This window comes from Hydrocarboniphaga effusa AP103 (genome assembly GCF_000271305.1).
Lineage (GTDB): Bacteria > Pseudomonadota > Gammaproteobacteria > Nevskiales > Nevskiaceae > Hydrocarboniphaga > Hydrocarboniphaga effusa.
The window spans coordinates 1,019,610-1,032,663 of record NZ_AKGD01000001.1; the positions used below are offsets into that span (position 1 = coordinate 1,019,610).

Annotated in this window: 10 protein-coding genes; 1 reads left to right on the forward strand and 9 read right to left on the reverse strand. The window is 63.5% G+C overall.

All coding sequences use genetic code 11. The features are described from left to right. On the reverse strand, window positions 1-1,065 hold the full coding sequence (locus WQQ_RS04525) for an amidohydrolase family protein (RefSeq protein ID WP_202800603.1): 1,065 nt from the start codon (window positions 1,063-1,065) through the stop codon (window positions 1-3). Then, window positions 1,016-3,991, reverse strand: coding sequence for a TonB-dependent receptor domain-containing protein (locus WQQ_RS04530; protein WP_007183890.1), 2,976 nt, complete (start codon window positions 3,989-3,991; stop codon window positions 1,016-1,018). The genes WQQ_RS04525 and WQQ_RS04530 overlap by 50 nt, the downstream gene beginning before the upstream one ends. Before the next feature lie 295 nt (window positions 3,992-4,286). On the opposite strand from WQQ_RS04530, the gene WQQ_RS04535 reads away from it, so the two are divergent. Continuing rightward, a complete protein-coding gene (locus WQQ_RS04535; protein ID WP_007183891.1) occupies window positions 4,287-5,474 on the forward strand; it encodes a citrate synthase in 1,188 nt (395 codons plus the stop codon). A 46-nt stretch (window positions 5,475-5,520) separates the two neighbouring features. On the opposite strand, the gene WQQ_RS04540 is transcribed toward WQQ_RS04535, so the two are convergent. The 7 genes from WQQ_RS04540 to WQQ_RS04570 are packed head-to-tail and all read right to left on the reverse strand — an operon-like array spanning window position 5,521 to window position 13,034. Then, complete coding sequence (locus tag WQQ_RS04540) at window positions 5,521-6,732, reverse strand: CaiB/BaiF CoA transferase family protein (protein ID WP_007183892.1); 1,212 nt, start codon at window positions 6,730-6,732, stop codon at window positions 5,521-5,523. 25 nt (window positions 6,733-6,757) lie between these two features. Beyond that, window positions 6,758-7,552 carry an enoyl-CoA hydratase/isomerase family protein gene (locus WQQ_RS04545; protein WP_007183893.1) on the reverse strand — a complete coding sequence of 265 codons (795 nt, stop codon included), beginning with the start codon at window positions 7,550-7,552 and terminating at the stop codon, window positions 6,758-6,760. Between the two features lie 8 nt (window positions 7,553-7,560). Then, a complete protein-coding gene (locus WQQ_RS04550; RefSeq protein WP_007183894.1) occupies window positions 7,561-8,676 on the reverse strand; it encodes an acyl-CoA dehydrogenase family protein in 1,116 nt (371 codons plus the stop codon). 1 nt (window position 8,677) lies between these two features. Then, window positions 8,678-9,865: an acyl-CoA dehydrogenase family protein gene (locus WQQ_RS04555; RefSeq protein ID WP_007183895.1), complete on the reverse strand. Its 1,188-nt coding sequence runs from the start codon at window positions 9,863-9,865 to the stop codon at window positions 8,678-8,680. 7 nt (window positions 9,866-9,872) lie between these two features. Further along, window positions 9,873-11,030 (reverse strand): acyl-CoA dehydrogenase family protein, encoded by a 1,158-nt coding sequence (locus WQQ_RS04560; RefSeq protein ID WP_007183896.1) that lies wholly within the window; start codon window positions 11,028-11,030, stop codon window positions 9,873-9,875. 9 nt (window positions 11,031-11,039) lie between these two features. Further along, window positions 11,040-12,227 carry an acyl-CoA dehydrogenase family protein gene (locus WQQ_RS04565; RefSeq protein ID WP_007183897.1) on the reverse strand — a complete coding sequence of 396 codons (1,188 nt, stop codon included), beginning with the start codon at window positions 12,225-12,227 and terminating at the stop codon, window positions 11,040-11,042. An 18-nt stretch (window positions 12,228-12,245) separates the two neighbouring features. Then, the gene (locus WQQ_RS04570; RefSeq protein ID WP_007183898.1) at window positions 12,246-13,034 is read right to left on the reverse strand and encodes an enoyl-CoA hydratase; all 789 of its coding nucleotides are present in this window, start codon (window positions 13,032-13,034) and stop codon (window positions 12,246-12,248) included. Window positions 13,035-13,054: the final 20 nt, after the last annotated feature.

Consider the following 13,054-nt stretch of genomic DNA (forward strand, 5'->3'; position numbering starts at 1 on the left):
TCATGCCGCATCCGCTCGGGCGAAGCCGTAGAGGCGAACCGGATTGTCGACCAGGATGCGCGAACGTGTCGCCTCGTCGCCGGCCCAGACGCCGAGGAGATCGAAAAGCCGCGCATCGTCCGGTGGCGTCGCTTCGGTCGCATGCGGCCAGTCGCTGCCCCAGACGAGACGATCCGGGGCCTGCGCCACGAAGGCGCGGGCGATGCGCGTGGCGTCCGGATAATCGGGCGGTCCCTGAGTCGTGTTCAGGTAGGCCCCGGTCAGTTTCACCCAGGCTTTGCGCTGGTCCATCAGCCTGCAGATCACACCGAAAGCCGGATGATCCGCCCCTTGGGCTGGAGGCAGCCTGCCCATGTGATCGAACACGATCGGACAGGGCAGCCGATTCAGCAAGGGGGCCGCATCGACGATCTGATCTGCCATCGCATGAATCTGCACGTGCCAGCCGAGATCGGCGATACGGCGAGCGAGCGGCTCGACCATGTCCAGCGTCGTGAAGGCGTCGGCCGGATTCCAGACACTGAACCTGAGACCTCGAACCCCACCCGCATCGAGGCGAAGCAGCTCGGCCTGGTCAACCTCGGGCGTCACGACCCCAATGCCACGCCCATTGGGTCCGAGCTGCTTCAGCGCATCGAGCAGGCAGGCGTGATCCACGCCATGAATCTTGGTCTGCACGATCACCGCGCGGGAAACGCCGATGCGCTGCTGCAGCTTCCGGTAGTCGTTGAACGTGGCTCCGCCGAACCGCTGGGGAAAGTCGTGCCGGAAACGAGCGTCGGCAATATGAAGATGCGCGTCACAGGCATGAGCCGGCGCCCTGGATCGCGGCCGCTCGGTTCCGGCGGAATGGGGAACCGCGGTCCGCTCCCCTGCAGAGACGGGTGCCGCGATGGCGCTCAGCGCAACGGAACCAAGCGATTCGATGAAGGCGCGACGACTAAGGTTCATTGGAGACCAGGACTGAAAGGAGCGGTGATTCGGCGGGCGGTCACCATCGACCGATTGCGGAAGACTAGAAACGGGCCTTGAGAGACACGTAGAACCGGCGGCCGGCCAGGTCATAGGTGTAGAGATCGGAGCGCGCTTGTCCGATGAGGCTGTCGTTCAGCACCGGCGGCTCCTTGTCGGTGATGTTCACGGCGCCCGTCCGCAGTTGCAGCGTATCGCTTACATCCCAGCTGAAATCCAGGTCGAAATAACTCACGCTGGGGACGCCATGCGCGACACCGCCGGTTCCGACGTTGTTGGCGTTGGCCATTTCACCGATGTAGCGCCACTTGAGGAAGGACTGTACGGGGCCGATCCGCCAGCCGGCATTGACGCTGCCCTTCCATTCGGGATGGGCGGTCGCGAAGAAATCGACCTGCGTATTGCCCAGGGTGCCGGCATATTCCAGCTTGGGACTGGTGGGCAGGGTCTGGATCTTGAAGGTATCGAGGTAATTGACCACCACGCCGAGGCTGATCGTACCGGCAGAGTCCCCCAAGCCCACTGCCCCGAGAGGCAGAGACCAGTCCGTCTGGAAGTCGATGCCCGACGTCGAATAGCTGCCCAGATTCAGCAAGGGATTGCCGATGTTGACCGCCAGGCCCGTTGAAGGATCGCGGCTGATCAGTGCGCAGTAGTAGTTGCTGTTCGAAAAGCCGGGATTGGCCCCTGCGTTGAAGCACTGTGTCGCGGCAACGGTATTGGTCACCATGCCGATCGCGCCATCCAGTTTGATGTTGTAGTAGTCGACCGATGCGGTGAGGCGAGAAAGCCATTCATTCTGCAACTGCGATTTGAGCACCAGTCCGACCGAATAGGTGTCGGCCACTTCCGGCTTGAGCTCCGTATTGCCGGCCGTCGTGTACGGCGTGCGGCTGACCGTATTGGTAAAGGTGTCGATCACCGCGGCTGGAACGCCCTGCTCCAGGCAGAGTGCGCGAACCTGATCGGCGTTCGGAGAACTGGCTGCGCGATAGGCGCCGCGGACATCGCAGGGATCTCCCGATCCGATCGGGCCCGGCGTGCCGAGTGCGGTCAGTCCATTGGCGGAAGCGGCAAAAAGATCGCCGACACTGGGTGCCCGCACCGCCCGTGCATAACCGCCGCGAAAACCGATGATGTCGTTGACTTTCCAATAGCCGTCGGCCCGGTAAGTATCGACGCCACCGACCGTGTCGTAATCGGAATGGCGATAACCCAGATCGAGTGAGACATCCTGAGCGAACGGAACATCCGTCAGAACCGGAATCAGAAGTTCGCCGAAGAATTCGCGAACGGTCGCCTCTCCGCTCGACGGCATGATCGGAAGATAGTTCGCCAACTCACCGGTCTGGATCAGCGCGTCGGGCGTGTAGTCATAGGTGTTGCTACGGTAATCGGCACCCAGGACAAAACGGACTTCGCCCGCGGGCAAAGTCAAAAGTCGACGTTGCACCGTGGCTTCGACGACCTTCTGTTCGAGCGCCGTGGTATTGCGAGCCGTGCGACGGATGTAATCGACGCAGCTCTGCGAAAGCGTATCGATGCGATTGAAGTCATAGCCGCCGGCACACAGACTACGTCCACCGTCTGCGGCGTTCGCCAGGCGTTGCAAGGCAAGCGTGCTCGGGAAGTTGATCTCGGTCTGGAGAAGTTCGGTTCGCCCGTAGCTACCGTAGACGTTCCAGGACAGCTCCGGTACGTCGAGACGCCCTTCGGCCCCGACGGTCAACTGATAAACGTTGTACTGGTTCTCCTCCATGCGGTTGCCCACCGGCGTGATGATCTGGGCAATGTTGAAGGGAGCGTTCGGATTCGGGCGAGAAGCGAGGATCTGGGCCAGATCCGTCGAGATGAACGGGTTGGTCACTGGAACACTCAGGGGCGCGCTGGAAACCGACCCCACCACCACCGGATTGGCCTGGGTCGTCACCGAGTAGTTGGTGAAAAGACCCTCGGCGAATACCGAGACCTTGTCGTTGAGCGTGTAGTCGGCATGGCCGAAAATCGAATGGCGCTCGAGCGGTACCTGGGCAAGAAAGTAATCACCGGTCGCCGACAATACGGTGTTGTTGTAGATGCTCTGAAGAGAGCTTTGCGGACCTTTGAAGTTCACGGCGCCGGCATTCAGAAACAGCGTGCCATCAGGGTTCAGCGACAACACCGAAGTGCGCCCCACGGCTCCCGCGGCGACACCATAGCGAGCGAAGACAGCGTTCACGGCATCCTGAGTGGGAAGGTTGGCGGCCGATACCGCGATCAGCCCGCCCGGTGAATTGCTCGAGTAAGCCTGCCCCCGCAGATAGTCGCGATCGCGAAACGCAATCGAGTCGCGATTGGCGTAGCTCAGAGACAGATAAGCGTTGCCACGATCCTCGGCGAAGTCGGAGCCGATCGTCAGCGACACGCTCTGGTTTTCACCGTCGCCTTTGGCGGTCTCGCCTGCCCCTACGTCGAGCTCGATTCCGTTGAAGTGCTTCTTCAGCTTCAGGTTGACGACGCCCGCCACCGCGTCCGATCCATAGGTGGCGGAGGCGCCGCCCGTGATCACTTCGACACTCTCGATCAGTGAGCTCGGAATGACATTCAAGTCGACGCTGCCGTCGTTTCCGGACGGCTGCATGCGCCGTCCGTTGACGAGCACCAAGGTGCGCTGTTGACCCAGGCCACGCAGATTGATGCTGGCCTGACCGGCGCGAGAGAACAGACTGGCTTGTGCTCCGGCCGATGCCGCCACCTGAGGCAGCTGATTGAGGCTCGCCTCCAATGTGGGCGCACCGGCGGACGCAATCGACTCCTCGCTGATCGTCGTGATTGGCGTGTCGGACGTGTAATCGCGGCGCGAAATGCGCGATCCCGTTACGACGATCTCTTCGATGCCGGCCGTCTCACCGTCGGACGTCAGGTCGGCGGAGTCGGCGGTGGTCGGCGTCTGATCCGGAACCTGGGTGTAGCCTTCGGGGGCGGCAATCAGGGTGAAAGCGCCCAAAGCATAGACAGCAGCTGATATCGCAGTACGCATTTATTTTCTCTCCCCGCGTTCGGCGTCTATCGCCGAATCTCGCCAGGAGATGATATGTAGCGCTTCACCATCGTCAATCTTGATAAAAACGATCAATAGACAACTTTCGGCGCCGTAGCTCAAGCCTGCATCCAGCATCAATGACAAGCTTGTACCAATAAAATACTGGCCTTATTGCAGCATGACAGTATCCAGGCCTGCGCTGATCGGATGAATTTCATTTCTTCCCGCAACTGAAATAGACTTCCATAAGCTCAATATTGATTTACACAATCAACATAAAAGCCATACCGCCATGAGTAACGATCTTTACCTTTCCGCCAGCGAAGCCGCTGCGATGTTGGGCGTGTCACCTGCAACGCTCTACGCTTATGTGAGTCGGAAGAAGCTGCGGTCGTTTCAGACTCCGGATTCACGGTCCAGCCGTTACTGGCGCGCCGACGTCATCGCTCTGGCGACGAAGGGCGGCACACGAACCGATTCCGGCGCCGAGGCACGCCAGACCGCGATCACTCTTCTGACCGAAGACGGCACCTACTATCGGGGGCAAAGCGTGATCGGACTTGCCGAAACCGAATCCCTCGAGTCCGTCGCGGGGCTTTTGTGGCAAGCGGATCCAGCCGAAATATTCTCTGGTCGCCTACCAAAGCCGGCGCCACATCAAAAGAAAATTCTGGCGAGCCTGTCGTCTGCGCTTCCCATGGACCGCGCGCTCGCGCTCCTGCCTTTGCTCGAGCGAGCCAATCCAAGGGCGTTCGACACTTCGGCGGCAGGATTCGCACAAGCAGGAGCCGACGCCGTCCGCTGGCTGACTGCCCTTCTGTTCAACCGGAGCGAGCCGTCTGCCGATCCGATCCACCAGGTTGTCGCATCGGCTACGACCAAATCCGACGCGATCGCCGATCTTGTACGGCGCGCGATGATTCTCGTAGCGGATCAGCAATTCTGCGACACGACACGGGCTGTCAGAGCTGCGGCCATTACGGGGGTGACGGCCTATGGTGCGGTGATCGTGGGGATGGTCGCAGGAGGCGGGCAGTCGATTCGATTCAACAGAGTGGATGCCGTGCGCCGATTCATCGCCGAAGTCGCTTCATCAAACCATCCCGAAGAAGCCGTGATCGGCCGCATTCGGTTGGCCGAGAAAATTCCCGGGTTCGAGCCCTTGCCCAACCATCAGCAAGGCGACGCTCGCGCGGATGCCCTGATGAGCGCAAGCAAACAAGTGTTCAAGGGTGAGCCCGAGTTCGAGCGCCTGATGCGTGCGCTCAATCTGACCACCGAACTGACAGGACGCGCGCCAGGAGTCATCATTCCGCTCCTGTTCCTGGGCCACATGCTGGGAATGAGGGGCAACGAGCTCGCCATCGGGATGATCGGCCGGGCGCTGGGCTGGATCGCGCATGCACAGGAAGAAATGCGGCAGTCGCCCCGGCGGTCACCGCAGGCAAACTACGTGGGGCAACTGCCACGCCCGGGTTGAAGGCACACAACGCAACACCAATCGAGAAGGCAGGCATGCTGCCCCATCAAATCACGCCCTTCGCACGCAAATCCGCCAGCTCGCCAGCCCGCAAGCCGAGCTTGCCGGCCAGGATCGCATCGGTGTGCTCGCCCATCAGCGGCGGCGCGGTGTAATCGCCGATCGGCGTGGCCGAAAACTGGATCGGATTGGCGAGAATCTTGATCGCGCCGGCCAGCGCATGCTCGGTCTCGGCGAGCATGCCGCGATGCTGGATCTGCGGGTTTTCGAAGACATCAGGTAGCTCGTTGACCGGGCTCGCGGGGATGTCGGCTTCGTCGAGTAGTTCGAGCCATTCGTCCCGCGTCTTGGTCTTGAAGACCTCGTCGAGGATCGGCAGGATCTGCTCGCGATTGGCGATGCGTCCGGCCGTCGAATTGAAGCGCGGGTCTTCGAAGATGTCCATGCGGCCGGCGACGCGGCAGAACGCGCTGAACTGCGCGTTGTTGCCGGCGACGATGAACAGCGGCTTGTCGCTGCACTGGAAGGCCTGCGACGGAATGCCGCCGAAGCCGCCGTTGCCGCGACGCGTCGGCACCGTGCCGGAGACCAGGTAATTCATCGCGAAATGCGAGAGCGAGGCGAGCCCGCAATCGAGCAAGGCGAGATCGATGTGCTGGCCTTCGCCGCTCGCATCGCGATGACGCAGCGCGGCGAGAATCGCGGTCGCGCCGTAGAAGCTGGTCAGGATGTCGACCATGCTGATGCCGACTTTCATCGGCTCGTTCGGATGGCCGCTCACGCTCATGAGCCCGCCCATCGCCTGGAAAATACCGTCGTAGCCCGGGCGATGGCGGTAAGGCCCGGTCTGGCCGAAGCCCGTCACCGACAGGTAAATCAGGCGCGGATTGATCTCGTGCAGGCTCGCGTAGTCGAGCCCGTATTTCTTCAGCACGCCACCGCGAAAGTTCTCGACGAGCACGTCGGATTGCGCGACGAGCTTGCGGATCAGCGCCTGTCCTTCGGGCAGCGCGTGATTGATCGTGATCGACTGCTTGTTGCGGTTGCAGGCCAGGTAGAACGCGGCGATGTCGGTGGCTTCGCCATCGCGGGTCTTCAGGAACGGAGGCCCGTAAGTGCGCGCCTCGTCGCCGCTGCCCGGACGCTCGACCTTGATGACCTCGGCACCGAGATCGGCGAGGAGCTGCGTCGCGAGCGGAGCCGCGAGCACGCGTGAAAGATCGAGTACGCGGACGCCTTTGAGTGCGATGGAAGCCATGGATGCCTCGTGGTGATTCTATTGTTCAGCGGCCCGTGAACTGCGGCTTGCGCTTGTCCTTGAACGCCATCGCGGCCTCGCGATGATCCTCGCTGAAGGCGCTCATGAACTCGAAGCCGATATGCGATTCGATCAGCGATTCGATCTGCTTGCGCAGCACCAGGTTGATCGCCGTCTTGGTCGAATTGATCGCGCGCGTCGCGCCGCTGGCGAGCCTGTCGGCCATCGCATAGACGGCCTGGTCGAGCGCTTCGATGCTCGGATACGCGCGCGTGATGAGGCCGATCGCGGCCGCCTCTTTCGCGCTCAGCGCATCGCCGGTCAGCAGCAGCTCCTTGGCGCGTGCATAGCCGATCAGCAGCGGCCAGATCAGCGCTCCGCCGTCGCCGGCCGTGAGCCCGACCCCGACATGCGGATCGGCGAGCTTGGCGGTTTCGACGGCGTAGCTGATGTCCGAGAACACCGCGAGCGTCGCGCCGAAGCCGATGGCATGGCCGTTGATGCGCGCGATCAGCGGCTTCTCGAGCGCGAGCAGCGCATGCAGCATGCGAATGCCCTCGGCCATCTGCACGCGACGCCCTTCGGGCTCGGCGATCTGCTGGATCATCACGTCGATGTCGCCACCGGCCGAGAACGCCCGCGTGCCGGCGCCGGTGACGACGACGACGCGCGTCTGCTCGTCGCGCGCGATGTCTTCGAAGATCGTCGACAGCTCGCGATGCGTGCCGAGATCGGCCGCATTGGTCGGCGGATTGTCGAGCGTGACCACGAGCACGTGGCCGCGACGCTCGATCCTGAGGCTTTGGTAATGGTCGTACATGCGAGCTCCTAAGCCGCCTCGCGCAGGCTGCGCGCCACTTCGCCGAGGTGAAACGCGCTGCTTCCGTAGCAGGCTTCGAGCACGAGCAGGCGCTTGAAGTAGTGACCGATGATGTACTCATCGGTGACGCCGATGCCACCGTGCAGCTGCACGGTTTGCGCCGCCACGAACTGGGCGCTGCGCCCGACCTGCGCCTTCGCGGCGCTGATCGCGACGGCGCGCGCACTTGCATCGCCGTCGACGAACGACAGCGCGCGATACAGCATCGAGCGCGCCTGTTCGAGCGCCATGTGGCAATCGGCCATGCGATGCTGCAAGGCCTGGAAGCTGCCGATGACGACGCCGAACTGCTTGCGCGTGCGCAGATAGTCGCGAGCGATCCAGATGGCCTGCTCCATCGCCCCGACCATTTCGGCGCAAGCGCCGACCGCCGCGCCCTGCATCAGGCCGGCGATCGCAGCGCCGGCTTCGGCGTCGAGCAGTGCGCTTGGCGGCAGCTCCAGCGCATCGAATTCGAGATCGCAGGCCGGCGTTCCGTCGACGAGACGATAGTCGCGCACGTTCAGGCCCGCGCTGCCGCGCTCGACGAGAAAAAGGCCCAGGCCTTCGGTCGCATCCGCATCGCCGGCGACGCGCGCGGACACCAGGAAGCGCTGGGCTGCCGCGCCACCGAGCACGCGCGTCTTGCGCCCGCCGAGGCGGTAATTGCCGGCACTGCGCTCGGCCCGCGCTTCGACCCAGGACGCGCGCCCACGCGCTGCATCCTCGCCATGGGCGATCGCATACACGACCTCGCCCGCAAGCAGCGGCGCAAGCAAGTCCTCATGCGCGGCGAGCAGGCGTGCGGGCAGCAGGCCGCAGTCCCGCAGCGGCTCCGGCACCAGACCGCGACCGACTTCTTCGAGCAGCACCGCCTCGTCCAGCAGACCGCCACCGAATCCGCCGTGCTGTTCCGACAAGCCGGCCGCGAGCCAGCCCATCTCCGCAATCGCGCTCCAGCGTTTCGCATCGAAACCGCCTTTGGCGATCAAGTCGCGGCGCGTCTCGAGCTCGCAGTCGCGCTCCGCATAGCGGCGCACGCTGTCCTGCAACATCGTCTGTTCTTCGCTTAGCGTGAAATCCACGTCAGAGCCCCAGCAGACCGCGCGCAATCAGGTTGCGCTGGATTTCGTTGGTACCGCCGTAGATCGTGACCGCGCGGCGATAGAGAAAATCGGCGACCTGCCCGGGCGCTTCGGCCGGCCCGGGCAGCGATTCGAAGCCGTGTTCCGGATAAAAAGCCTGCCCGTGATCGCCGAGCGCTTCGACGATCAGCGCACCGATCTTCTGGATCAGCTCGGAGCCGCGAACCTTGAGCACCGAGCCGACCGGCTTGGTCGGATCGGCGCCGTGATCCATGTCGGCGAGCGCGCGCAGGGTGAGCCATTCGAGCGCGCGCAGTTCGATCTCGGCCTCGGCGATGCGCGCCGAGAACACCGGATCGTCGATGAGCCGTCCGGCTCCGCTGCGCTGGGTTTTGGCGATCTGCTTGAGCTGCGCCATGAGCCGCTTGTTGCGCGGCACTTCGGCCGAGAACGCGCGCTCGTGCTCGAGCAGCAGCTTGGCGTAGGACCAGCCCTTGTTCTCCTCACCGATGCGATTGGCGGCCGGCACGCGCACGTTGTCGAGAAAGGTTTCGTTGAGGCTGTGCGACTCGTCCAGCGAAACGATCGGACGCACGGTCACGCCGGGCGCCTTCGCATCGATGATCAGAAACGAAATGCCCCGCTGCGGCTTGCTTTCGGTGTCGGTTCGAACGAGGCAGAACAGCCAGTCGGCGTAATGGCCTTCGGTGGTCCAGGTCTTCTGGCCATTGACGATGTAGTGATCGCCGTCGAGCACCGCGATGGTCTTCAGCGACGCGAGGTCGGAGCCCGCATTGGGCTCGGAGAACAGCTGTCCCCAGAAGATGTCGCCGCGACGCGTCGGCTCGAGGAAGCGCTGCTTCTGATCCTCGTTGCCATAGGTATAGAGCACCGGGCCGAGCAGCGAGAAACCGGCCGCGCAGGTCGGCGGAGCCCCGGCGAGAAAGCATTCCTCCTCGAAGATGAAGCGCCGCAGCGGCGACCAGCCGGTGCCGCCGTATTCGACCGGCCAATGCGGAGCCGACCAGCCGCGCTCGTAGAGCACGCGGGTCCACCAGAGCTCGTCTTCCTTGGTCGGATGAAAGCCGCGGCGATTGCGCTCGGCAACGTCCGCCGGAAGCCTGGCGCGCAGGAAGGCGCGGACCTCTTCGCGAAAGCGTTCGTCTTCGGGGTCTTGTCGAAAATGCATGGTGCGCTCAGGCCAGTTCGGCGGAAACGAAGCCGCCCGCATCGGCGACGCGCTGCAGATGAAAGGCGCTGTCACCGAAGCTGGTCTCGATCATCGAGAGCCGGCGGAAGTAATGGCCGACCGCGTACTCCTCGGTCACGCCGATGCCGCCATGCAGCTGGATCGCGAGCTGGCCGACGATGCGGCCGGCCTTGCCGATCTGCGCCTTGACCGCGGACAGCGCCTTGCGGCGCTCGACCAGATCGGGCTCGTCGAGCATCAGCGCGGCGTAGCAGGCCATGCTGCGCGTCTGTTCGAGCTCGATGAGCATTTCGGCCGCGCGATGCTGCAAGGCCTGGAAGCGTCCGATCGGACCACCGAACTGATTGCGCTGCTTGAGGTAGTCGACGGTCAGATCGAGCGTGGCCTGCATGATGCCCGCGCTTTCGGCGGCGAGAGCGGCGATGGCGCAATCGGAAACGCGTTCGACGATCGCCAAGCCCTGATCGAGCGCACCGACGAGATCGGCTTCGCTGACCGTGACGTCGTCGAACAGCAGATCCGCCGCCATCAAGCCGTCCTGCGTGCGGTAGCTGCGGCGACGCAAGCCGGCCGACTGCGCATCGACGACGAACAGGCTGATGCCTTGCGCATCCCGGCGCTCGCCCGACGTGCGCGCGCTGACGATGACGCGATCCGCCGCGTTGCCGTTGAGCACGCCGGTCTTCTCGCCGCTCAGCAGATAGGATTCGCCCTTGCGCGTCGCACGCAGTGCAACGTCGGACAGGCGATAACGGGACTGACGCTCCGCATGCGCGAACGCGAACACCGCTTCGCCGCCGGCGATGGCAGGCACGAGTGCTTCGAGCTGCGCCGTATCGCCGCCCGCGCTCAGCGCGCTGCCGCAGAGCACGACACTCGCGAAATAAGGCTCGACGACGAGCCCGCGGCCCATCGCCTCCATCACGATCATCGTCTCGACCGCGCCGTAACCGAGCCCGCCGTAAGCCGCATCGAACGGCAGCGCGAGAAAACCCTGATCGGCGAACTGCGCCCAGATCGCGCGGCTGAAACCTTCCGGCTCGGCCTGATGCTTGCGACGCTGCTCGAAGCCGTATTGTTTGGCGACGAACTTGTCGATCGCGTCCTTGAACAGGCCCTGCTCTTCGTTGAAATTGAAGTCCATTGCAGGCTCTTATTTGGGCAAGCCCAGTACGGACTGAGCGAGGATGTTCTTCTGCACCTCGGTCGCTCCGCCGTAGATCGAGGCCGCGCGCAGGATGTAGTACACCGGCGCGATCGTGCTGCCCCAGGTGCTGCCGGCAAGCGGCGCATCGGCGTTCGGCTCGTCGTACTCGCCTTCGGCCGGCAGCGCATACGGTCCGGCCGCACGCAGCATGAGCTCCGATGCGGATTGACGCAGATCGACGCCGCGAACCTTCAGGATCGACGAGCGTGGATCGGGCTTCTCGCTGTGCTCCTTCATGCCCGCGAGCACGCGCATCTGCGTGATCTCGAGCGCCTTGAGTTCCACTTCGATCTCGGCGCAGCGCAGCTTGAAATCCGCATCGTCGGCACCGGTCTCGGCCGCGATCTTCTTCGCACGACGCAGCAACTGCTTGGACATGCCGATACGCGCGATGCCCGTGCGCTCGTTGCCGAGCAGGAACTTGGCGATGTCCCAGCCCTTGTTCTCGTCACCGACGCGATTGGCGACCGGAACGCGCACCTTGTCGAGAAACACCGAGTTGACCTCGTGGCGTCCGTCGATCGTCATGATCGGCTGCACCGACAGGCCCGGCGACTTCATGTCGATCAGCAGAAACGTGATGCCGGCCTGCTTCTTCGCGGTCGGATCGGTCCGCACGAGCGTGAACATCCAGTCCGCGCGATGGCCCATGCCCTGCCACATCTTGGTTCCGTTGACGAGGTACTCGTCGCCCTCGCGCACCGCCGAGGTCGACAGCGCCGCGAGATCGGAGCCCGCACCGGGCTCGGAGAAACCCTGGCACCACCAATCGTCGAGATTGGCGATGCGCGGCAGCAGGCGCTGCTTCTGCTCCTCGCTGCCGAAGGTGCCGATGACCGGACCGATCATCGACACGTTGAAGCTCACGGGCTCGGGCGCCGGCGCCTGATGCAGTTCATCGAGAAAGATGTAGCGCTGCACCGCATCCCAACCCGGGCCGCCCCAGGCCTTGGGCCAGCTCGGCGTGGCCCAGCCGCGCGCATTGAGGATGCGCTGCCAGGTGACGACATCGTCCTTCGTCAGCGAACGATGCTCGAGCATCTTCGCGTGGATGTCCGCGGGCAGCTTGGCGCGGATGAAGGCCCGCACTTCGGCGCGGAAGGCGTTTTCTTCGTCGGTGAAGCGCAGGTCCATGCGAAGTCTCGATCTGGCTCAGCGGCCCTTGAAGACCGGCTTGCGCTTTTCGGCGAAGGCGCGCACGCCTTCCTTGTAGTCGTCGCTCGCATAGCAATCGAGGAACATCTTCTCGGCGGTGTCGAGATCGCGCTTGTCCGGGTCGAGCACGATCTGGTTGATGGCGAACTTGACCTGCTTGGCCGTCAGCGGCGCGCCGATGGCGATGCGCTCGGCGGTCTTCTTGATGAAGCTGTCGAACTCTTCGCCAGCCGGCACGACCTTGGAAACGAAGCCGCGGTCATAGCATTCGTCCGCGTTCCAGACCGCGCCGCCGAGCAGCAGCTCCTTGGTCGGCGCAGCGCCCACCACGTCGACGACCAGGCGCAGCGATTTGTAGCGATAGCCGATGCCGTAACGCAGCGCCGGCTGCGCGACCTGGGTGGTCGACGAGCCATAGCGAATGTCGCAGCAGACCGCGACCGAGATGCCGCCGCCGTAGCAATAACCATTGATCGCGGCGATCGTGGTCTTGCTGCTGTTGTAGACGGCCATCATGCCCTCCCAGCCGGTCTGCGCATAATGCTCCTGGGCGTTGTCGCCCATGCGCTCTTCTTCGTACTTGGAGACATCGGCGCCCGCGATGAAGGCTTTTTCGCCGCTGCCCTTGATGACGATGACCTTGACCTCGTCATCGGCTTCGAGCTGCTTCATGCCGGTGCTCATGCCTTCCCACATATCCAGCGAGATCGCGTTGAGCTTCTCGGGATTGTTGAAAATCATGTAGCCGATCGGGCCTTCTTTCTTGATGATGAGCTTGTCGGTCATGTTCGTTCCTGCTGGACGTT

What these genes read in the sequence shown, in the direction of transcription:
- WQQ_RS04525 (WP_202800603.1), bottom strand. Translation starts at nt 1,065, where the DNA reads ATGACCTGGCCGGCCGCCGGTTCTACGTGTCTCTCAAGGCCCGTTTCT.
- WQQ_RS04530 (WP_007183890.1), bottom strand. Translation starts at nt 3,991, where the DNA reads ATGCGTACTGCGATATCAGCTGCTGTCTATGCTTTGGGCGCTTTCACC.
- WQQ_RS04535 (WP_007183891.1), top strand. Translation starts at nt 4,287, where the DNA reads ATGAGTAACGATCTTTACCTTTCCGCCAGCGAAGCCGCTGCGATGTTG.
- WQQ_RS04540 (WP_007183892.1), bottom strand. Translation starts at nt 6,732, where the DNA reads ATGGCTTCCATCGCACTCAAAGGCGTCCGCGTACTCGATCTTTCACGC.
- WQQ_RS04545 (WP_007183893.1), bottom strand. Translation starts at nt 7,552, where the DNA reads ATGTACGACCATTACCAAAGCCTCAGGATCGAGCGTCGCGGCCACGTG.
- WQQ_RS04555 (WP_007183895.1), bottom strand. Translation starts at nt 9,865, where the DNA reads ATGCATTTTCGACAAGACCCCGAAGACGAACGCTTTCGCGAAGAGGTC.
- WQQ_RS04560 (WP_007183896.1), bottom strand. Translation starts at nt 11,030, where the DNA reads ATGGACTTCAATTTCAACGAAGAGCAGGGCCTGTTCAAGGACGCGATC.
- WQQ_RS04565 (WP_007183897.1), bottom strand. Translation starts at nt 12,227, where the DNA reads ATGGACCTGCGCTTCACCGACGAAGAAAACGCCTTCCGCGCCGAAGTG.
- WQQ_RS04570 (WP_007183898.1), bottom strand. Translation starts at nt 13,034, where the DNA reads ATGACCGACAAGCTCATCATCAAGAAAGAAGGCCCGATCGGCTACATG.